Annotated in this window: 17 protein-coding genes and 1 pseudogene; all 18 read right to left on the reverse strand. The window is 61.4% G+C overall.

Annotated elements, in window-relative coordinates:
• Nucleotides 1-603: 603 nt before the first annotated feature.
• Nucleotides 604-1,371 (reverse strand): GspN family type II secretion system protein ExeN, encoded by a 768-nt coding sequence (gene exeN / locus A9G06_RS05920; RefSeq protein ID WP_069554571.1) that lies wholly within the window; start codon nt 1,369-1,371, stop codon nt 604-606.
• On the reverse strand, nt 1,368-1,859 hold the full coding sequence (gene exeM, locus A9G06_RS05925; RefSeq protein WP_069526321.1) for a GspM family type II secretion system protein ExeM: 492 nt from the start codon (nt 1,857-1,859) through the stop codon (nt 1,368-1,370). Before exeM ends, exeN begins: the two co-directional genes overlap by 4 nt.
• Entirely contained in the window at nt 1,856-3,040 is a 1,185-nt protein-coding gene (gene exeL / locus A9G06_RS05930) for a GspL family type II secretion system protein ExeL (RefSeq protein WP_069554572.1), read from the reverse strand. Before exeL ends, exeM begins: the two co-directional genes overlap by 4 nt.
• 122 nt (nt 3,041-3,162) lie before the next feature.
• On the reverse strand, nt 3,163-4,164 hold the full coding sequence (gene exeK / locus A9G06_RS05935; protein WP_083243736.1) for a GspK family T2SS minor pseudopilin variant ExeK: 1,002 nt from the start codon (nt 4,162-4,164) through the stop codon (nt 3,163-3,165).
• 112 nt (nt 4,165-4,276) lie between these two features.
• Nucleotides 4,277-4,924, reverse strand: a pseudogene (gene gspJ, locus A9G06_RS05940) (type II secretion system minor pseudopilin GspJ); the annotation flags it as partial.
• The gene (gene exeI / locus A9G06_RS05945) at nt 4,921-5,280 is read right to left on the reverse strand and encodes a GspI family T2SS minor pseudopilin variant ExeI (RefSeq protein ID WP_005338301.1); all 360 of its coding nucleotides are present in this window, start codon (nt 5,278-5,280) and stop codon (nt 4,921-4,923) included. The gene exeI and the pseudogene gspJ, both read right to left, overlap by 4 nt.
• 82 nt (nt 5,281-5,362) lie before the next feature.
• Complete coding sequence (gene exeH, locus A9G06_RS05950; protein ID WP_069554574.1) at nt 5,363-5,935, reverse strand: GspH family T2SS minor pseudopilin variant ExeH; 573 nt, start codon at nt 5,933-5,935, stop codon at nt 5,363-5,365.
• A 38-nt stretch (nt 5,936-5,973) separates the two neighbouring features.
• A complete protein-coding gene (gene exeG / locus A9G06_RS05955) occupies nt 5,974-6,405 on the reverse strand; it encodes a GspG family T2SS major pseudopilin variant ExeG (RefSeq protein ID WP_069554575.1) in 432 nt (143 codons plus the stop codon).
• Between the two features lie 97 nt (nt 6,406-6,502).
• On the reverse strand, nt 6,503-7,723 hold the full coding sequence (gene exeF, locus A9G06_RS05960) for a GspF family T2SS innner membrane protein variant ExeF (RefSeq protein ID WP_005338296.1): 1,221 nt from the start codon (nt 7,721-7,723) through the stop codon (nt 6,503-6,505).
• A 1-nt stretch (nt 7,724) separates the two neighbouring features.
• Nucleotides 7,725-9,230: a GspE family T2SS ATPase variant ExeE gene (gene exeE, locus A9G06_RS05965; protein ID WP_069554576.1), complete on the reverse strand. Its 1,506-nt coding sequence runs from the start codon at nt 9,228-9,230 to the stop codon at nt 7,725-7,727.
• Complete coding sequence (exeD, locus tag A9G06_RS05970; protein ID WP_069554577.1) at nt 9,230-11,269, reverse strand: GspD family T2SS secretin variant ExeD; 2,040 nt, start codon at nt 11,267-11,269, stop codon at nt 9,230-9,232. The genes exeE and exeD overlap by 1 nt, the downstream gene beginning before the upstream one ends.
• Nucleotides 11,270-11,290: 21 nt before the next feature.
• The gene (exeC, locus tag A9G06_RS05975) at nt 11,291-12,124 is read right to left on the reverse strand and encodes a GspC family type II secretion system variant ExeC (protein WP_139126169.1); all 834 of its coding nucleotides are present in this window, start codon (nt 12,122-12,124) and stop codon (nt 11,291-11,293) included.
• 227 nt (nt 12,125-12,351) lie between these two features.
• On the reverse strand, nt 12,352-13,044 hold the full coding sequence (exeB, locus tag A9G06_RS05980; RefSeq protein ID WP_069554579.1) for a GspB family T2SS assembly factor variant ExeB: 693 nt from the start codon (nt 13,042-13,044) through the stop codon (nt 12,352-12,354).
• A complete protein-coding gene (locus A9G06_RS05985) occupies nt 13,044-14,612 on the reverse strand; it encodes an ExeA family protein (RefSeq protein WP_069554580.1) in 1,569 nt (522 codons plus the stop codon). The genes exeB and A9G06_RS05985 overlap by 1 nt, the downstream gene beginning before the upstream one ends.
• Before the next feature lie 248 nt (nt 14,613-14,860).
• Nucleotides 14,861-16,306, reverse strand: a complete 1,446-nt coding sequence (locus tag A9G06_RS05990; protein WP_069554581.1) for an HD domain-containing phosphohydrolase — start codon at nt 16,304-16,306, stop codon at nt 14,861-14,863.
• A 49-nt stretch (nt 16,307-16,355) separates the two neighbouring features.
• Nucleotides 16,356-17,477, reverse strand: a complete 1,122-nt coding sequence (locus A9G06_RS05995; RefSeq protein ID WP_069554582.1) for a beta-ketoacyl-ACP synthase III — start codon at nt 17,475-17,477, stop codon at nt 16,356-16,358.
• 54 nt (nt 17,478-17,531) lie between these two features.
• On the reverse strand, nt 17,532-18,695 hold the full coding sequence (locus A9G06_RS06000) for a VWA domain-containing protein (RefSeq protein ID WP_069554583.1): 1,164 nt from the start codon (nt 18,693-18,695) through the stop codon (nt 17,532-17,534).
• A gap of 3 nt (nt 18,696-18,698) precedes the next feature.
• The gene (locus A9G06_RS06005) at nt 18,699-19,541 is read right to left on the reverse strand and encodes a MoxR family ATPase (protein WP_069554584.1); all 843 of its coding nucleotides are present in this window, start codon (nt 19,539-19,541) and stop codon (nt 18,699-18,701) included.
• Nucleotides 19,542-19,679 lie beyond the last annotated feature (138 nt).

Genomic DNA, 19,679 nt, shown 5'->3' on the forward strand with positions numbered 1-19,679 from the left:
AATGAACAGATCGGTCGAGATGGTTGCCTGTTGTGTTATCAAGACACATCAATCATCTCAAATTGACTTCATTGTATCGGTCTCTGGGTTCCATCTGGTATTTAGATGTTTTTATCAATAGTCTCTGGTTGACCTGTTGTTTTGCCGTTGCTCACATTTCTGATGGGTTGGCACAAAGGAAATGAGATTGAATGGGGCGTGAAGAGGATGATTTTCATTTTTTATCGTTATTTTTCAGCTAGTTATTTTTATGCTTTTGTGGGTGGCTGGAATGTGGCTGGAAAAGATCAATAACGGGTGACAGCTCACATTTATCAAATGATGCAATCTTATTGATATTTAATTTGGCTGTGGCGAGTTGCCACTTTTTGAATGAGGTGTGCGCTCATTGACCATTTGCGGCAAGTGGATTGACGAGTGAGGCTGGTTGTTGCTGCGCAGAGCGGGTTGAAAGAGAGGGGGATCAGACACTCTTACAGGGGACGTGGCTGTACGTCAGAGTTAAATGAGGAAGGGCTGAGGGGGTCAGTGCAGTGAGAGGAGAAGGCACAAAGGGATAAACAAGCTGACCCCGGAGTGGCTCCGGGGTCAGCGGGATAGGGGTTAGATCCGCCCCTGATAGCGCAGGGGGAAGCGGCCCTGACTGTCGGGCTGGCCGAGGAAGGGGAGCCCCTGTTGCATCTGCGGTGGCAGTTCTGGGCCCGGTTTCAGGGTGCCCTGGAACAGGTATTGGCCATTGGGTTGCAGCTCGAGGCGACCCATGGTCTGCACCGCATCCGAGCCCTGCTTGAGTTCGGCCACCAGTTTGGAGTCGAGGCAGGTGAGTTTCACCTCGGGGTCGGCCAGATCCAGCTTGCCCGCCGGGGTATCGGCGCTGGCATTGTACCAGTCGAGGTTGCCGTAGAGGTTGTCACACCAGGAGGTTCCTTGGGCAAATTGCTCCACCTTGAGTTGCAGCTGGCCGCTGACGGAGATCGGGATCGGCAGGCGCATCGGCACACGGCTCAGCAACCAGGGGGCGGGGGCGTTGAGGGTCAGATCCCGGCCGAAGGCGGCGCCATTCCAGCCGACAACGCCCTGACCATTGAGTCCGTTGCGATCGCCAAAGCGAATGGCCACTTCGGGGGCGAAGCGCAGCAGCGACCAGCCGTTGAGATCCCAGCGCAGCTGGTTCACCGATTCGCTGGCATATTGCAGTCGGGCAATCTGGCCACTCCAGAGGGTGCCGCTCACCCCTTCCAGTTTCAGCAGATTTGCAACGTTGGCAGGCAGCGGCAGATGGCGAGCCACCAGTGCCGCGGGCAGGGTGGCCAGCAGGAAGAGCAGATAGGCGGCCATAAACAGGCTGGCAATCAGGATGCGTTTTTTCATTGTGGACGACTCAACTGCAAACGTCTGACCTTGACCAGACCCGGGGCCAGATCCTCGCGGGCGATCTCGATGATTTGAACCTGAATGCCGTGCTGCTCCACCAGCGTGGAGAGCCAGAGCAGCAAGTCATCGAACTGGACCGTGTCGATCCACACTTGCAGCTCCTGCGCCTGGGGTTGCAGCCGGGCAATCTTGATCTTGTGGTTGAAGGCGGTGCGGTTGACCACCCCTTCCAGGGTGCCGCTGGTGTCGATCTGGCGACCCGAGCCCCCCTGCATGGCCAGCACCTCTTCACCCTTCTCCTTGAGCCAGGCGAGCGTCTGCTGCTGGTTTTGCACCTGCCGCTCCCTCTCTGCGATGCGGTTGGCGATGGGCTGCCAGACGCTCCAGTAGAAGAGACCGACCAGCAGCAGAACGCCGCCTGCGACCACCAGCCGCTGTTCCCGTGCTGTGATGCCGTGCCACCAGCCCTGCAATTTTTCCATCATGATGATTTACCCTTGAGCACCAGTGCGCCCTCTACCTTGCCCTCGGTGCTGCGCACCTCGCCTTGCTGTACCTCGAATTGCTTGCCGGCCAGCTCGCGGAACCGCTCGATCTCGGCAAAGCCGGGGGCGGTCACCTGCAGCCGCAGCTCGCGGCGACTGGCATCAAAGCGCATCACCTGCGGTTTCAGACCGGGTATTTCGGCAAAGGTGGGGGCCAGCTCGGTGAGCATCAGCAGCACGCCGTTTTGTGGGGCTTGTCCCATCTGTTGCAGATGCTGGTTCATCTGGCTGCGCACGTTCACGATGCGGCTCTCACCCGGGAAGATGCGGGTATAGACGGCACGGATCTCCGCTTTCAGCGCCTTGTCCTGCTCGGTGAGCTGATAGAGCTGCACCCCGCGCTGGCCGAGGGCCACCAGCAGCAACAGACCGGCGGTGATGGCTACCTTGCGCCACTGCAACCAATAGCGGGCATATTCGGTCTGCGGCCGGTAGGGGCCGGTCAGCAGGTTGGCCCGGCAGGTGAGGGCCCCCTTGGCCAGCAGCAGCATGGGGAGTTCAGGCTCCGCCGCCTGCCAGTTGGCGGCGGCAATGGCGGGCACCGGTGTGTGGCTGTGGATGGTGACCGGCTCCGCTTCGGCGGCCAGCAAGATGGCCAGCAGCGGCTCGTCGGCGACGATCCCCTGACAGGGGCCCTGGCGTACCAGCCACTCGCTGCCGAGTTGCAGGGCTGACCAGCCATCAGCGGCCTGTGGCAGCGCCAGCACATCGGGCAGCAGTTGCAGGCTTTTGAGGCCAGCGGCATCGAGCCAGCCGAGCCACTCGGCCATCTTCTGCCGATCCACCGCCATCAGGTCGACCTGTTGCCCTTCGTGGGCCAGCACCACCAGATGGAGCTCGTCCACGTCGGAGGCGATCTGCTCCTCCAGCAGGTAGGGGAGGGCTGCCGCTGACTGGCGGTTGTAGCGACCCGGCAGGGTGACGCGCCGGAAGATCAGATCGCTGCCCGGCACTAGCGTGACCACGGGGCGGCCACCGGCCCGCTCCTGCAGCTCGCCCAGGGCATCGGCCGAGGGCAGGGTGCCGGAGGCGATGATCTCCTGCTCCTGACCGGACCAGACCAGCCAGGTCACGGGTTGTTGTTTATTGGTCCCCAGTCGGATGACCAGACTTTCGCTCACGCATCTCTCTCCTGCGATACCGGTTTGCAAAGGGCGTTGTGCGCCCTGGCAACCGGTGCGCAGCCCGCAGGCTGCATCCAACATCTCTCGTACCCGCAGGCGATGGCCTGCAGGTGCGCTGTTTATTCGGCGCCGCTACTGAGGCGGCGCAGCATGACCAGTTTATTGTCCTTGCCCCGCTGGAACAGGGTTTCGAGCCAGGCCCGGTTGTCGCCGACCTCGGCCACGACTCGGGCTTCGAAGAAGTCGCTCTTGACCACCAGCGCTTCTTTCAGTCCTTTCACCGAATCGACCGGAGCGAGCATGTCCGTCATCAGCTTGCTCTCTTTCCACCCCTTCTGTGGCCGCTCGTTCAGCACCCGCTTGGCGTCATCTAGCCCGATAGTGCCCAGATAGAGGGCAACCAGCAGCTCGGGGCGCTGGGGGGCAAGGGTATTGATATTGATCTTCAACTTGTCGTTAGGCAGGGTGCAGACGTAGGGGGCCAGTTTGGCATAGACCCTGGCTGTCACCCCGCGCACCGCCCTCAGCTCATCCTTGCCCAGCATCCACTGGTTGGCGGTCAGATAGGGTGGCTTGAGCCCCTCGTAATAGGCGTCTTCTGCACCAAGGCTGGAGACCAGCACCGTATCCTTGTCGGTCCAGTCACGAATAGCATCGGTGAGCTGGGCCGCCTCGTAATCATCCATCGCCAGCTGCTTGAGCAGTTCGCGAAACACCTGCACCGGATAGGGCTGCTGCGCCAGCTCCTCGCCGCTTCCCGCCTTGGAGGCCACGCTCAGGCTGTTGAGGTTGAAGCAGGATTGCAGGTCGGTCACCTCGCCCTTGAGCTGGCCATCGTCCACCGGAAACACAGTGTTCTTGCGGGCCCAGTTCTGGCTGAGGTTGACCACCTCGGGGTTGTCCTTGAAATCCTGCGTCAGCACCTTGCTCACCAGCGCTTCCGCCGAGAGGGCATACCACCACGCCTGTTTGCCGGTGGTGATATTGGCGGTGCGGCGCAGCTCAAGCTGCAGGCGGCCGCTCATATTGCTGGCAATGATCACCATCACCGAGAGGATCAGCAGCACCACCAGCAGCGCCATGCCGCGCTGGCGACCGGGAGCGGCGAGATTAGCCCGCATTGGCGTCCCCTCCGTTCTGGCTGTCACCATTACCGCCATTGGTATTGCCGTTGCCGCCGTTGTTCCCGTTATTGCTGTTGTTGCCGCCCCCCTGGTCGGGGTTGCTGCTCTGGCTGTTCTCTTCGGCGCGCTGGCCACCGGCGCCAATCAGGAACTGACGGCGAATGGTGCCGTAATCTTCCAGATCCAGCTCCACTGCCAGCCCGTGGGGCAGCACGCTGCGCTGGGTCCACTCCTCTTTCCAGTTGCCCTTGTCGAAGAAGTAGAGGCGAAACGCCGTGACTCCCGCCAGCACCGGCTGGATGCGCGGCTCGGTGCCGATCACCGGATCCGGATAGAGATAGCTCAGGCGCTCCAGCTTCTGCTCCTTGAGGCGCCAACCGACCCGTTGCAGATGGGAGCGAGGCAGCATGCCGTCCGGGTTGAGCCAGCCACTGCGCATAAAGGCCATGCCCCAGTCATCGCTCTGCTGGCCGAACCGGGAAGCCGCCAGTAGCACCTTGTTGTTCTCCCCCTCGATGCGACCGCTGCGCGGCACCATCTGGGTGATGTCTCGCTCCAGCAGGGTGAAGGCGAGCTGCAATTCGTTGAGGCGGGCCTCCTTGCGCTTGGCTACCTCGTCGCTGGTGAGCACCCCCTGCAGCACCTGATAGGCGCCCATGCTGAGAGTAGCGAAGATGGCGATCGCCACCAGCATTTCGAGCAGGGTAAAACCGGCATGGCCGACGGGGCGAGGCGTGCGGGCGGATAGCTGGGTCATCGGCTGATATAGGTCCGCATCATGGCGACCGGGTTCTCGGCCTTGGCCTCGGTACGCACTTCCATATCGAGTGCCCGGAAGTTGTTGTCGGCGGTGGCGACGCCGCGATAGCGCCAGTACCAGGTGCTGCCCGCCATCTGCTCATCCCCTTCCACCCAGCTGTCGCCGGGCCACTTGTTCTCGAGCTTCTGTTGCACCAGCTGGTTCTCTACCACCCAGGTGGCGAGTGTCTTCTGCTCCAGATAGTTGAGGGCCGAGAGGTGTTCGCTGGCGGTTTTCATTACCGCGAGACCCGCGATGGCAAAGACTGCCAGCGCCACCATCACTTCGAGTAATGTCATGCCCCGTGCGTTCATCGTGCCACCCGTTGCACATGTTGTTGGCACAGAGGTGGCGCCACCATCACTCCTTTCTCAAATAACGTCATACCGCGGGCGTTCATTCGCTCACCTCTTCATCTTCATCACCGGTGAGCAGGGTGAGGCGGCCGAACTCGTCCCCCTTGACGATGCGGGTGTAGCGGGCATCCTCATCCTGCTGGGTGAAGGTGAGCACGAACGGGCTCAGCTCGCCGCCCGGGAAGATGAGCAGCTGTGGCGTGCGCTCCTTCTCGTCGCGCTTCTGTTCGGTTTTCTCGTCGGAGTCCGGCTGCCAGCCAAAGCCTTCCAGCTCCAGCGCCAGCGTCATGTTCTCGGCCAGTTGCACCGGCCCAAGTTGCTTGTCGCCAGTCAGGGCCAGCCACTTGCGATCCTTTGCCTGACGCTGCATAAACTGCCAGCCGTTATCCTCGATGCGAATGCCTACCAGCCGACCATCCATCACCGCGTACTCCTGCGCCAGCTGCAGCGTCGCCATCAGGCGACGCGCCTGCCTGTCCAGCTCCCTATCCCCTCTGGCGCCTCCCATGCTGAGAGTGACGGCGGTGGCCACCAGCCCCATCAGCATGGCGACCAGCAACACTTCCAGCAGAGTAAAGCCGGATTGGCGATGAAAGGAGAGAGATCGCTTCATGCAGTCAGCTCACAAGGAGTGCGGTGGCGGCATATCACTTATTGAAAATCCTTCAGGTTCCAGTTGCCGATGTCGTCATCGGTACCGGCTTCGCCATCCAGACCCATGGAGAAGATGTCGATCTTGCCGAACTGGCCCGGGCTCAGCAGCTGGTACGGGTTGCCCCAGGGATCTTGCGGCAGGCGCTTGATGTAGCCGCCATCGCGGTAGCTGCGCGGCGCCGGATCGATGGAGGGCTTGGCCACCAGCGCATCCAGACCCTGTTCGGTGGTCGGGTAGCGGTTGTTGTCCAGCTTGTACATGTCGAGGGCATTTTCCAGCGCCACGATATCGGAGACCGCTTTCTGCTGGTCAGCTTTCTCCTTGTTACCCATCAGGTTGGGCACCACCAGACTGGCCAGAATGCCGAGGATCACGATGACCACCATGACTTCCAGCAGGGTAAAACCGGATTGACGACGTTTGTTCATGAGTTGCTCCGTAACGAATGAGATGGGATAGCCCATCAGAGAGTGATCACAGGGTGGGTTCGACGGGCCGCCAGCGGCGCCACCGAACACCGGAAACTTACATATTCACCATATTGTTGAGCTCGAGGATCGGCTGCAGGATCGACATCACGATAAACAGCACCACCCCGGCCATGGAGACCACCAGCATGGGTTCGAACACCCCGAGGGCGATATTGACCTGGGATTCAAACTCCCGATCCTGGTTGTCTGCCGCCCGCTCCAGCATGCTGTCGAGCTCGCCGCTCTGCTCGCCGGAGGCGATCATGTGCAGCATCATGGGCGGGAAAATTTTGGTCTCGGTCAGCGACTTGCGCAGACTGGTCCCCTCGCGCACCCGTTCGGCGGCCTCGAGAATGCGCATTCTGGCAAAGTCGTTGGAGAGCACTTCACCGGAGATCTTCATTCCCTCCAGCAGCGGCACCGCACTGGCATTGAGGATGCTTAAAGTACGGGCGAAACGGGCGGTGTTGAGACCGCGGCTGACCCGGCCAATCACCGGCAGGCCGAGCAGCACTTGATGCCAGCGTCGGCGACGCTTTTCATCGGTGAGCCACCAGCGCCAGACAAAGCTGCCAAGGAAGATCAGCAGCAGGAACCAGAGGCCGTAGGCCTGCATCAGTTCGCTGGTGCCGATGAGAAAGCGGGTGGTGCCCGGCAACTGCTGGCCCATGTGTTCAAACTGGGCCACCACCTTGGGCACCACGGCGGTAAGCAGGATCGAGATAACCCCGATAGCCACGCAGGTAAGCACGATGGGGTAGATCATCGCCTGCAGCAGCTTGGTGCGCATATGCTGGCGCTGCTCGGTGTAGTCGGCGAGGCGGTTGAGCACCTTCTCCAGATGGCCCGATTTTTCACCGGCCGCCACCATGGAACGGAACAGCTGGTCGAACACATGGGGGAAGGCCCCCAGCGAGTCGGCCAGTGAATAACCTTCCACCACCTTGCTGCGCACGGTCGCCACCAGAGAGCGCAGGTGGGCCTTTTCGCATTGCTCGGCGACTGCTTTGAGCGCCTCTTCGATGGTGAGCCCGGCCCCCACCAGGGTGGCCAGCTGGCGAGTGATCAGGGCCAGCTCGGCAGTGCTGGCACCGCGCCGAAACAGGGCGAAGCGGGTCGCTTCCCGTTTCGCCTTCTCGGTGGTCTCGTTCACCTCGAGGGGAGTGAGCCCCTGCTCGCGCAGCAGCTGGCGTACCTGACGGGCCGAGTCGCCCTCCATTACGCCGCTCTTGCTGCGCCCCTTGTTGTCGAGGGCCTTGTATTCGAATGCCGCCATCTCAATCTTCCCGGGTCACGCGCAGCACCTCTTCGAGGCTGGTCTGCCCCTTGAGGACCTTGTCGATGCCGTCACGGCGGATGCTGGGGGTGTGGCCGCGGATCAGTCGCTCGATGGCGAGCTCGCCGCTGGCACTGTGAATGGCTTCACGCACCGCTTCGTCGATCACCACCAGCTCGTGAATGCCGGTCCGGCCACGGTAGCCGGTGTGGTTGCACAGCTCGCACCCGACCGGACGCCACACCTGCTGATCGGGGGCCAGCTCGATGCCCATGGCGAGGCGCTCTTGCTCGGTAATGGGGCGCGGGGCGCGGCAATCGGGGCAGAGGGTGCGCACCAGCCGCTGGGCCAGCACAGCCAAGAGCGACGAGGAGAGCAGGAAGGGCTCGATCCCCATGTCCCGCATCCGAGTGATGGCGCCAATGGCGGTGTTGGTGTGCAGGGTCGACATCACCAGGTGACCGGTCAGCGACGCCTGTACCGCGATCTGAGCGGTTTCCAGATCTCGAATTTCCCCCACCATCACCACATCCGGATCCTGACGCAAAATGGCGCGCAAGCCGCGGGCGAAGGTCATATCCACCTTGCTGTTGACCTGGGTCTGGCCCACCCCTTCGAGGTCGTATTCGATAGGGTCTTCCACCGTCAGGATGTTGCGATCCCGCGAGTTGATTTCTGACAGCGCCGCATAGAGGGTGGTGGATTTACCGGAACCGGTCGGGCCGGTGACCAGAATAATGCCGTGGGGCTTGCGAATAAGCTCGCTGATGATGGTGCGGTTGGCCGCGGTCATCCCCAGCTGCTTGAGCTCGAGGCGCACGTTGTTCTTGTCGAGCAGACGCAATACCACCCGCTCGCCGTAGCTGGACGGCATGGTGGAGACCCGCACGTCGACGGCGCGACCGCCGATACGCAACGAGATACGGCCATCCTGCGGTACCCTCTTCTCGGCAATATCCATGCGCGACATCACCTTGATCCGCGAGACCAGCAGTGAGGCCAGCTTGCGATGGGGGCGCAGGATCTCCCGCAGTACCCCATCGATGCGAAAACGGATCACCAGCGCCCGCTCGAAGGTCTCGATATGGATATCGGAAGCCTCTTCTTTTATCGCCTCGCTCAGCATGGCGTTGATGAGGCGAATGATGGGGGCGTCGTCATCGGCGTCCAGCAGATCTTCGCTTTGCGGCAGCTCTTCGGCCAAGGCGAAGAAGTCCATCTCGTTGCCAAGATCTTCCATCAGCTGACGCGCCTCGGAGGAGTCGCGCTGGTAGTGAGCCATCAGCAGCTCTTCGAAGGCGTCGTTGTCGAGTTGCTCAACCGCGAAGCTGCAACCCGCGACCCGCCGCACCTCCAGCAGGGCCTGCGGGGTGACGCCAGGGCGGCACTGCAGCACAGGAGCGCCGTCCCGCTCAATCAGGATCACCCCGAAGTTGCGGGCAAAGACAAAGGGGAGCTCGGGCAGTGGCGCAGGCCCGGCGCTTCCATCCAGATGGTAGGCACTCATCAGGGCTTACTCTGCACAAACGGGGTGGTGGTCTCGACAGTGCTTTGCTGTCTGTTCCGCATCTCGTTGATCTGCTTCTGGATCTCTTTTTGCAGCTCGGGCGACACCATCACATCCTGACCGTAGGCAGGCAATACCTGACGGGCGGGGGAGGTGAGATACCCCTCCTGCGAAGCGGCATTGAGCTGCTCGGCGCGGAACATAGAATATTTGTTGCTGGATATGCCGGAGTAGACGTCTGCATCACGCAAGATGGTTGGCCGGATAAAGACCATCAGGTTGCGCTTGGAGGTGCTGTTGGAGGTGGAGCGGAACAGATAGCCCAGCACCGGAATATCGCCAAGCAGCGGCACCTTGGACACCAACTCCTTGGTCTGTTCGTCCATCAAACCGCCCAGCACCACGGTTTCGCCGCTTTTGACCAGCACCGCGTTCTTGACGGTACGGGTATCGAAGGTGGGGCCAAGGTTTGCTGTCCCCTCTGCGGGCTTGTTTGCTACGCTGGAGACCTCCTGCTCGATGGTGAGCAGCACCGAATCCCCTTCGTTGATCTGCGGGGTCACCACCAGCTTGGTGCCCACTGTCTTGCGTTCGATGGTATTGTAGATGTTGTCGCCGGAGGTGGAGCTTTGCGAGCCGGTCTGGACCGGGACCTCCTGACCGACGTTGAAGGAGGCCTCCTTGTTGTCCATGGTAACGATACTGGGGGTAGAGAGAATATCGTTCTTGGTATTGGAGGCTAGCGCCGTGGCCAGCATGGCCCAGTCGCCGTGATAGAAACCGGCAGCCATGCCGTTAAAGTTTTCCAAAAGTTTACTGGCTGCAGTCGAATCACCGTTCTGGTAATCCTTGCCGGCCGCAATGACGCCGCCGAGGGGGAGGCCGGTGTTGGTGAACTGGGTGCCGCCGCCATTGGCATTGCCCCACTGGACGCCAAGGTTGAGGCCATCGCTGTCCGCTATCTCAACGATGATCGCCTCCACCAGCACCTGGGCGCGGCGGATATCGAGCTTGGCCACCACCTGCTCCAGTTCGGACATCACGTCCGGCTGGGCGGTGATGACCAGCGCATTGGTGGTCTCGTCGGCTGAAATGGCCAGCTTGCCTCCGCCGATGCTGGCGCCACCTGTGGTTGCGCCGCCGCCCTTCTTGTCGGCCTCGATGCTGGAGCTGACCCCCTTGAGCACCTCGACCATGTCTTTGGCCTTGCCATATTTGAGGTAGAAGACCCGGGTGTTGCCCTGGCTTTGCAGGTCGCGGTCGAGCTGGCGCACCATCTGGATGATGCGGGCGCGCGCTTTCGGCTCACCACTCACCACCACCGAGTTGGTGCGCTCGTCGGCCACCACCTTGGGGGAGAGCAGCAGGGAGGCGGTGCCGCCCTGCGGGTTGCCATCCTTGTTGAGGTTGGTCACCAGCCGTACCATTTCCCCCGCCGAGGCAAACTTGAGCTTGATGATGTCCACATCCTGATCGCCGGCGCGGTCGACCCGGTTCACCACCTCTACCAGACGGTTGACCACGGCGGCGCGGCCGGTGATCAGCAGCACGTTGGAGGGCTCGTAGTGCACCACGTTGCCACCACCGGCGTTGTCGTTGAGTTGGCGCAGCAGCGGCGCCAGTTCACGGACCGAGACGTTGCGCACCGGCACGACACGGGTCACCATCTCGTCGCCGGAGCCCGGGTTGCTGCCATCCACCACCGGAATGGCGGAGGTTTTGGCATCCCGCGAGCGCAGCACCTTGAGCACCCCGTTGTCCATCGGTACCACGGCAAAGCCGTAGACGTCGAGCACGCTCAGGAAGAACTGGTAGTACTGCTCCTCATTGAGCAGGTCGTAGCTGCGCACGTTGATCTTGCCGCGCACCGAGGGCTCTATGATGATGGTTTTATTGAGGTTCTTGCCCACCGTATTGATGAACTCTTCAATGTCGGCGTTCTTGAAACTGGCAGAGTATTCGGTGGCCCAGGCTGAGCCCGCCATCATCAGTGCCGCTGCGATAGTGGCCAGACGCCAGCTTTTCCCTTTAGTGGTCATTATTGGTACGACTCCAAATCATTATTCTGACAAGCGCACATAGATGTCGAACTGTTCGCCCTGTCGCTCGACGGTCACTGTCATTTCCGTTGCGCCAGCCATCTGCTGCATCGCCTGCATGGCTTGCATGTTGTCCCGTAAATCCAGCCCGTTGATGCTGATGGCCAGGTCATTGGCCTGCAGCCCGCTCTGGTTGAAAAACTCAGGATTGCTGCCCGGGTTGAGGCGATAGCCGGTCATGCGACCATCCACCTGAACCGGTGAAATATTGAGGTAATCGGTGATCTTGCCCGGATCGGCCATCAGCTCGCTGCGTAGGGAGCCAAGGGGGGCAGCGTTGGTCTGCGGCAGCGGCTTGCCATACTCCTCGCCATCCAGCATCAGGGTCTCGTCGCGGCTATCCCGCTCGATGATCACCCGATCCGGATAGACCTGCCGGATCCGCGCCTGGGTGCCGTCAATCATGTCACCGACCCCATAGGAGTTCTGGATGCCGGACATGGCGATGATGGCGATGGATTTGGCGGGATCCGAGCTGGCCAACACCCCGTTGAGCTGGGCATTGAGCTGGGTACGCGGCGCATTGGCGGCCACGGCGGCTTTGGCCTGTGCCTTGGGGATCGCCTTGCCAAACAGCGCCAGTCGGCTTACCTCGCCCAGTTCAAGGCGCGGGTTGTTCTCGCCGCTGACCGCCACGGCGGAGGGTTGCCACGGTTGGCTGGTTTGCGGGCTTGCCAGGGTGAGCAGACGCCAGGTGAGGGCGGCGCTCTGCTGGGCCAGCATGATCAGCAGCGCCAGAAAGGCCACCTGGGTGACTCTGGTCATGGGAAGCCGCCGGCACTGGGCCAGCAGCATGGTCAAGATGTCATCCCTGAATCGTAGCGTCATATTAATCAACAAATTCCAGGCTCTGGGGCGGCTGCGTATTGTGTACGGCCGGTGGCTGTGACACAACGGGTCCGGGCGCACCAAACCGTAAAAATGGATATTTCATCACACCGTAAACCTTTGAATGCTCACAAAAGTGGCACTCAGGTGAGGTGCATCCTGCTTGCCAGCGAACATTAGGGTACGGTACGTACTCACCCTCGCCAATCCTGCAGCGCCTTGAGGGTCACGCTCTGTCCGGCGACCTGAAGCACTATGTATTGCTGGTCGATGGTCGCGAGCACGACTCCCGGGGCGATTTCGCTCCCCTCCCGGTATTCCCGGCCATTGAGCACTACGGCGCGCTTGGCGGGGTTGGAGGAGAATACATGAGAGCCATAGCTCAGCTGTGGCACCTGCTGGCGCACCGACTGGGGCGCCGAGCCCAGCGCCATCAACTGGGCCGGTTGCACGTTCTGGCTAGTGGCGTGTGGCGTCTCCTGCAATGGGGTTTCATTGAGGGCTTTCATCAGCTGCTCGGCCAGACTCAGCGTGGGGGTATTCCCCTGACTCACCCCCTCGTTTTTGGCCACGGCTCTGGGTTGTACCACCGGCTCCGGCAGGGGCGGGGGCAGTGGACGGGTCACCATTGCCTTGGGTTCGACCCGCACGAAGGGCGGAGTGATCACCTCTTTCACCTCCACCTTCTCCTCGATGGGGCGCAGGTGGAGCAGATGCCAGCCATAGTTGGCGCCCGCCCCCAGCAACAGGGCCAGGGGTGCCAGCAGCCAGCCGATGCGGCGTGGGCTGCGCTCCTCTTCCCGGGGCATGGGCAAGCCCATGGCCGGAATATGGGCGGAGAGTTGCGGTTGCTGCGCACGGCGCAGCGCCTTGAGCAGGGTAGACATCAGGAGGCCTCCTCCAGTCTGGGCATGGGTTCACCGGAGAGGGCGTTGAGACGCAGCAGGGTGTTGCTGCCCGCGATGCCATCAGGGGTGAGCCCCTGATCTCGCTGGAACTGCTGCAGCTTGTTCTTGAGCTCGCCATCGAAACGGCGCACCTTGCGCTCGGGTTGTTGCAACGCACGGCTCAGGGCGTTGTCGAGCCACTGGATCTGGGTCTGACCGGCATTGCTGGCGATCAGGCTGACGCCCCCTTTGGGCATGCGCCAGAGCAGGGTGTAGCTGCCGCCCCAGTTGTCGCTGAGCCACTGGCGATCCACCTGCCAGCTCTGGTCACCGATCATCAGGCTGGCTTTGTTCGGCCCCAGATTGACCAGGGTCGCATAGTAGAGGCCGCCAGTCTGGTCAGTGAGCGTGATCATGGCGGGATACTGCAGGGCGCGCAGCTCGTCGAGGCTTGCCTCTCCCTCCTGACAGCGCAGACCGGCACGGGGGGCATTGTCACAGGTTGCCTCGAACGGTTCCGGTTCATAACCCCAGACCCGATAGAGATTCTGCATGGCGCTGTCGGGGTCGATGGCCTGATTGATCGCCTCGGTCAGCTGCTCCTGCTGCTCGGCGGTCTCGTCGATGGTGACCGGCACCTCGACCTTGACTACCGGACGGGTGGGGAACACGCCGAAAAATTGCCAGCCCCACCAGCCTGCGGCCACCAGCAGGGAGCCCGCCAGCGTCACCATCAGACCGGAGGCCCAGCTTCCTTCGTCCCGAACGCCATTGACCTCGAAGGCAGCCTGGCTGATATCGCTGTGGACAATCTTGTAGCTGCCACGGGCGAAAGCGGCGATCAGGGCGCGGTCGCAGATGAGGTTGATGAAACGGGGGATGCCGCCACTCAGGCGATGAAGCGTCTTGATGGCGCGCGGGGTGAAGATGGGTTGTACGCAGCCTGCAACTTGCAGCCGGAAGCGGACGTAGGCATCTACATCGGTGGCGGAGAGGGGCAGCAGGTGGTAGCGGGCGGTGATGCGCTGGGCCAGTTGGCGCAGCAGGGGTTGGCGCAGCATCTGTTGCAGCTCGGGCTGACCGATCAGCACCACCTGCAGCAGTTTTCGTTCGTCGGTTTCGAGGTTGGTGAGCAGACGCAGCTGCTCCAGTACGCCGGGCAGCAGGTGCTGCGCCTCATCCACCAGTACCACGCTGCGCTTGCCTGCCGCCAGGTTGGCCAGCAGGTGATCGCGAATAAGGTCGAACAGCCGCTTGATCCCGGCATCTTCGGGATAGGGGAGTTGAAACTCGTCACAGATGGCGGCCAGCAGATCCCGTTCGGTCAGAGAGGGGTTGAGGATATAGGCGATCTCGGTCTCGGCGGGCAGCTGTTGCAGCAGGCAGCGGGAGACCGTGGTCTTGCCGGTGCCCACTTCGCCGGTTAGTAGCACAAAGCCGCCGCCATCCTGCAATCCGTAGCTGAGATGGGCCAGAGCCTCCCCGTGCCGCTCGCTCATGTAGAGATATTTGGGATTGGGCGAGATGGAGAACGGGTGTTCCGAGAGGCCAAAGAACTGTGTGTACATGAGGGATTCTTTTGTGACCGGTTACAGGTAAAAATGTCTCCGGATGATAGCAAACCTCGCACTCATTGGAAGCTATCCGAGTGGACAAGAGACAAATGACGGCACTTTCCCTTCATCTTGTGATCCAGAGTCGGGATTGTGCCGCTCAAATGGTCAAAAAATAGCGGTGATTTGCAAAAATAAGTTTATTGTCAACAGCTTGGGGAGGCGAAGTTTTCACCTGTCGGTTCGTTAACGGGTTTGCCGACTCAGCGATGATCCTGAAATTTGGCCGCTATCTCCTTGAACTGCGCCTCGCAGGCGAGAAACGCCTTGACTATGTTCGGGTCGAAATGACTGCCGCTCCCTTTCACGATGATCTCCTTCGCGTCCTCATGGCTGAAGGCGGGTTTGTAGACCCGTTTCGAGATGAGGGCATCGTAGACATCCGCTACCGCCATCAAACGCCCGGAGAGGGGAATATCCTCACCCGCCAGCCCTGCCGGATAGCCGCTGCCATCCCACTTCTCGTGGTGGGTGAGGGAGATCTCCCGCGCCAGCCGCAGGAAGGAGTTGGAGCCCAGCTGCGCCTCGGCACTCGCCAGCGCATCGGCGCCGATCTGCGGGTGGCGCTTCATGATGGCGAACTCCTCGTCGGTCAGCTTGCCCGGTTTGAGCAGGATGGCATCGGGAATGCCCACCTTGCCCACATCGTGCAGGGGAGCCGACTTGAACAACAGGTCGATGGTGGCGTCATCGAGCTGATAGCGATCCCAATCACTGCGACTGAGGTATTGCGCCAGCGCCTTCACATAGTGCTGGGTGCGAATGATATGGGCGCCGGTCTCGTTGTCCCGGGTCTCTGCCAGCGAGGCGAGGCCGAGGATGGCCACGTCGCGGGTCAGGTTGAGCTCGTCACTGCGGGATTTCAGCTCGCCGATCATCTGATTGGTGCTGGCGGCGATAAGACCGAACTCGTCATCCCGGGTGACCGGCACCCGGGCGTCGAAGTCACCGCACTGTACTCTGGCCATTGTGCGGGTCTGCTGGCGCAGGGATAGGCCGAGATTGCGACCATAACCGTGAATAATGAGGGCGAGATAACAGAAGGTCACCGTCATTACGAAGGCGATCTCCCACAGGATGTAGTGCTGGGCATCGACCCTCGGCAGGCTGCGCTCCACCGTCACCAGCCACTCCAGATCCTTGTTGAACAGCAAGAAGAAGACCCCCCCCAGCAGGGTGAGGGTCGCCAGGGTAAAGAGGGTGAACTTGCGTGGCAGCGGCATGGCCAGCGGGTGGCTCAGTGCCAGGCTCTGCTCGGCTTGCCGTGTTCTGGCCCGATTCCAATCCCGCTCCAGGGTCAGATCGGCCGCCACCAGAAAGCCGAGGGTGGTCATCCCCAGCAGCACCTTGAGGTGACTCTCCAGCGGGAAGTCGTGGGCCAGAGCGTTGTAGCCCGACAGCAGCAGTGCTCCCAGCAGGTAGAAACCCACCTCCAGTCCAAACCCGTCCAGCCCGTTGAGCGCCAAGGGCCGACTTGAGAGCAGCCAATTGCGCACGGCGAACATGATGGCGAACGTCACCAGGGTCGGCCCCAGCAACTGGGGCAGGGTGAGACTCTCGAGAAACGGGCAAACCTGCCAGCCATAGAGACAAAATAGTGACAGGGTTACCCCGTAGTGCAGGGCGCAGCGCCCCGTGATCCTCTGCATATTCCCACCCATGTTGCTGGTTGTTGTTATGTCGGCGGGAGGCCCGCCATTACAGGCGCCGCAGCAGTAGGCTACCGATGGAGTAGCCTGCGCCAAAGGAGCACAGTACGCAGCGGGCTCCCGCAGGAAGGTCGCGATTGTACAGATGAAACGCGATGATGGAACCCGCCGAGCTGGTATTACCATAGCTATCAAGAATGACCGGCGCCTCCTGCTGGCTGGCATCGTGGCCCAGCAGCTTGCGGCCGATGAACTGGTTCATGGTGAGGTTGGCCTGATGGAGCCAGAGCCGGTTCAGGCTCTCGGCGGGCCAGCCCTGCTCATCGAGCTGGTTGGCTATCTGCTCGCACACCAGCGGCAACACCTCCTTGAACACCTTGCGCCCCTGCTGGCGGAACAGCTTGTCGTCGCCGTAGCGGGTGCGCGGGCTCAGCCGGTTCAGAAAGCCGAAGTTGTTGCGGATGTTGTTGGAGTATTGGGTCACCAGCTTGCTGGCTACCAGTTGCCACGGATTGGCCACCTTGCAATCGGCCTCCCGCTCCAGCAGCACCGCGGTGCAGGCATCGCCGAAGATAAAGTGGCTATCCCGATCGCGAAAATTGAGGTGCCCCGAGCAGATCTCCGGATTGACTACCAGCGCCAGTTTGGCGCTGCCTGCCGCCAGCATGTCGGCGGCTGTCTTGATCCCGAAGGTGGCAGACGAGCAGGCCACGTTCATGTCAAAGGCCATGCCGCTCGCCCCCAGATAGTGCTGCAGCTCGATGGCCAGCGCCGGGTAGGGGCGCGGCATGTTGGAGGCGGCGACGATCACCAGATCGATCTCGCCAGGCTCGCGGCCGGCGGCGATCAGTGCCTGCTCGGCGGCGGCCACCGCCATCTCCACCATGATGGAGGGCATCTCATCGGGCCGCTCCGCCATCAGCGGTTGCATGATGTCGGGGTTGAGCACACCCTCTCGGCTCACCAGATAACGACTCTTGATGCCGGAGGCCTTCTCGATGAACTCGCAGCTGGAGTGCTGCTTGGCGGGAAGCTGGCCGGCATCGATGGCGGAGGCGTTCTCCTCGTTGTAGAGATCCACATACTGGTTGAAGGCGGCTACCAGCTCTTCATTGCTGACGGCAAAGGGTGGGGTATAGAGGCCTGAGCCACTGATCACGATAGAGGTCATCTTTGCTCCTCGCCGGGTGCGTTCCCGGCTTGTCGGTTTATAGGGGTGAGAGGGTTACAGCTGGTCAATCGCCGCAGCGAGACCCGCCAGGGTCAGCGGATGCATCCGTCCGCCAACCACGTCATTCATCAGTTTGATGGAGGGATGCCAGAGCCACTCCCGCCGCGGGGTGGGGTTTATCCACACCAGTTTGGGAAAGTGCTGCTGCAAGCGGGTGAGCCACACCTGACCCGACTCCTCGTTCCACTGCTCGACACTGCCGCCCGGCCAGGTGATCTCGTAGGGGCCCATGGTGGCATCCCCCACCAGGATCACCCGGTAGTCGCTGCCGTAGGTGCGCAGCAGCCGCAGGGTATCGAACCGCTCCTCAAAGCGGCGCTCGTTATCTTTCCAGACGAAGTCGTAGAGGCAGTTGTGAAAATAGAAGTACTCCAGATGCTTGAATTCATGGCGCAGGGCAGAGAAGAGACGCTGCACCTCGGCCACGTGGGCATCCATGGAGCCTCCCACATCGAAGAAAACCAATAGCTTCACCCCGTTGTGGCGTTCGGGCCGCAGCTTCACATCGAGCCAACCCTGCCGGGCAGAGCTTTTTATGGTGTCGTCGAGGTCCAGCTCGTCGGGATTGCCTTTGCGCACCCAGCGTCTGAGTTTGCGCAGCGCCAGCTGGATGGCCCGTTGCCCCAGCGGTGAATCGTCGCTGAAGTTGCGATAATGTCTGGCCTCCCACACCTTGACCGCCTTGCCATGCTGCCCCTCTCCACCCATGCGCACCCCCTCGGGGTGAAAACCGCCATGGCCAAACGGGCTGCTGCCGCCGGTCCCTACCCACTTGTTGCCGCCGGCGTGGCGCTCTTTCTGCTCGCTTAAGCGCTGGTTAAGGGTTTCAAGCAACTTGTCGAGTCCGCCGAGGGATTTGAGCAGCGCCTTCTCCTCTGGGCTCAACAGCCGTTCGAACTCCTTGCGCAGCCACTCCTCGGGCAGGCTCTCCGGCAGCAGGGGGATGGCGTCCAGCCCCTCGTAGTATTCGGCGAAGGCGCGATCGAAGCGATCGTAGTGGGCCTCGTCTTTTACCAGAAGGCAGCGGGAGAGTTGGTAGAACTCGTCCATATCGACAGCGACCAGCCTGGCAGCCAGCGCGGCGTGCAAGTCCAGCAGTTCGCGCAGGCTGCACGGGAGCTTGTGGCGGCGCAGGTGGGTAAAAAAGTCGATCAGCATGAGTCAGCTGCCGCGCCGGGCCAAAAAGGCGATCTTCTCGAATAGATGCAGATCCTGCTCGGTCTTGAGCAGAGCACCGTATAGCGCGGGCACCAGCTTGCCGGGCTCGCGGGCGCGCATCGCCTCGGGGGCGATATCGTCGGCCAAGAGCAGGCGGATCCAGTCCAGCAGCTCGGAAGTGGAGGGCTTCTTGCGCAGCCCCTCTACCTCGCGCAGCTCGAAAAAGAGATCCATCGCCTCGCCGAGCAGGTTCTCCTTGAGGTCGGGGTAGTGGAGTTTGACGATGGCCTGCATCTCGGCCTTGTCGGGGAAGCGGATGTAGTGGAAGAAACAGCGGCGCAGGAAAGCGTCCGGCAACTCTTTTTCATTGTTGGAGGTGATGATGACCACCGGCCGCTGGCGCGCCCTGACTCGCTCGCCGGTCTCATAGACGTCGAACTCCATCCGATCCAGCTCCAGCAGCAGATCGTTGGGGAATTCGATGTCGGCTTTGTCGATTTCGTCGATCAGCAGCACAGGTCGCTGCTCGGCGCTAAAAGCCTGCCACAACTTGCCTTTACGAATGTAGTGACTGATATCGGCCACTCTGGGGTCGCCGAGCTGGGAGTCGCGCAGCCGGGCCACCGCATCATATTCGTAGAGTCCCTGTTGAGCCTTGGTGGTGGACTTGATATGCCAGGCAATGAGATCGGTGCCAAGATGGTCGGCGACCGCTTCTGCCAGCACCGTCTTGCCGGTGCCCGGTTCCCCTTTGATCAGCAGCGGTTTTTCGAGGGTGATGGCGGCATTGACCGCCATCTTCAATGCATCGGAGGCGAGATACTGGCTGCTTCCTGAAAATCCCATAACGTCGGTTCCTTTGGCGATTGGCGCCCGGAGTCAGGGGCCAGAGAGAATAAGCTCTATATGTTGTAATACCATATGGTTATAACGAATAGTCACTTCTCATTCAGAAACCACAGGGTAATCTTGTTTCATCGTCGT

Origin of the sequence: Aeromonas sp. DNP9, from assembly GCF_001728955.1 — a bacterium.
GTDB classification, from domain to species: domain Bacteria; phylum Pseudomonadota; class Gammaproteobacteria; order Enterobacterales; family Aeromonadaceae; genus Aeromonas; species Aeromonas veronii.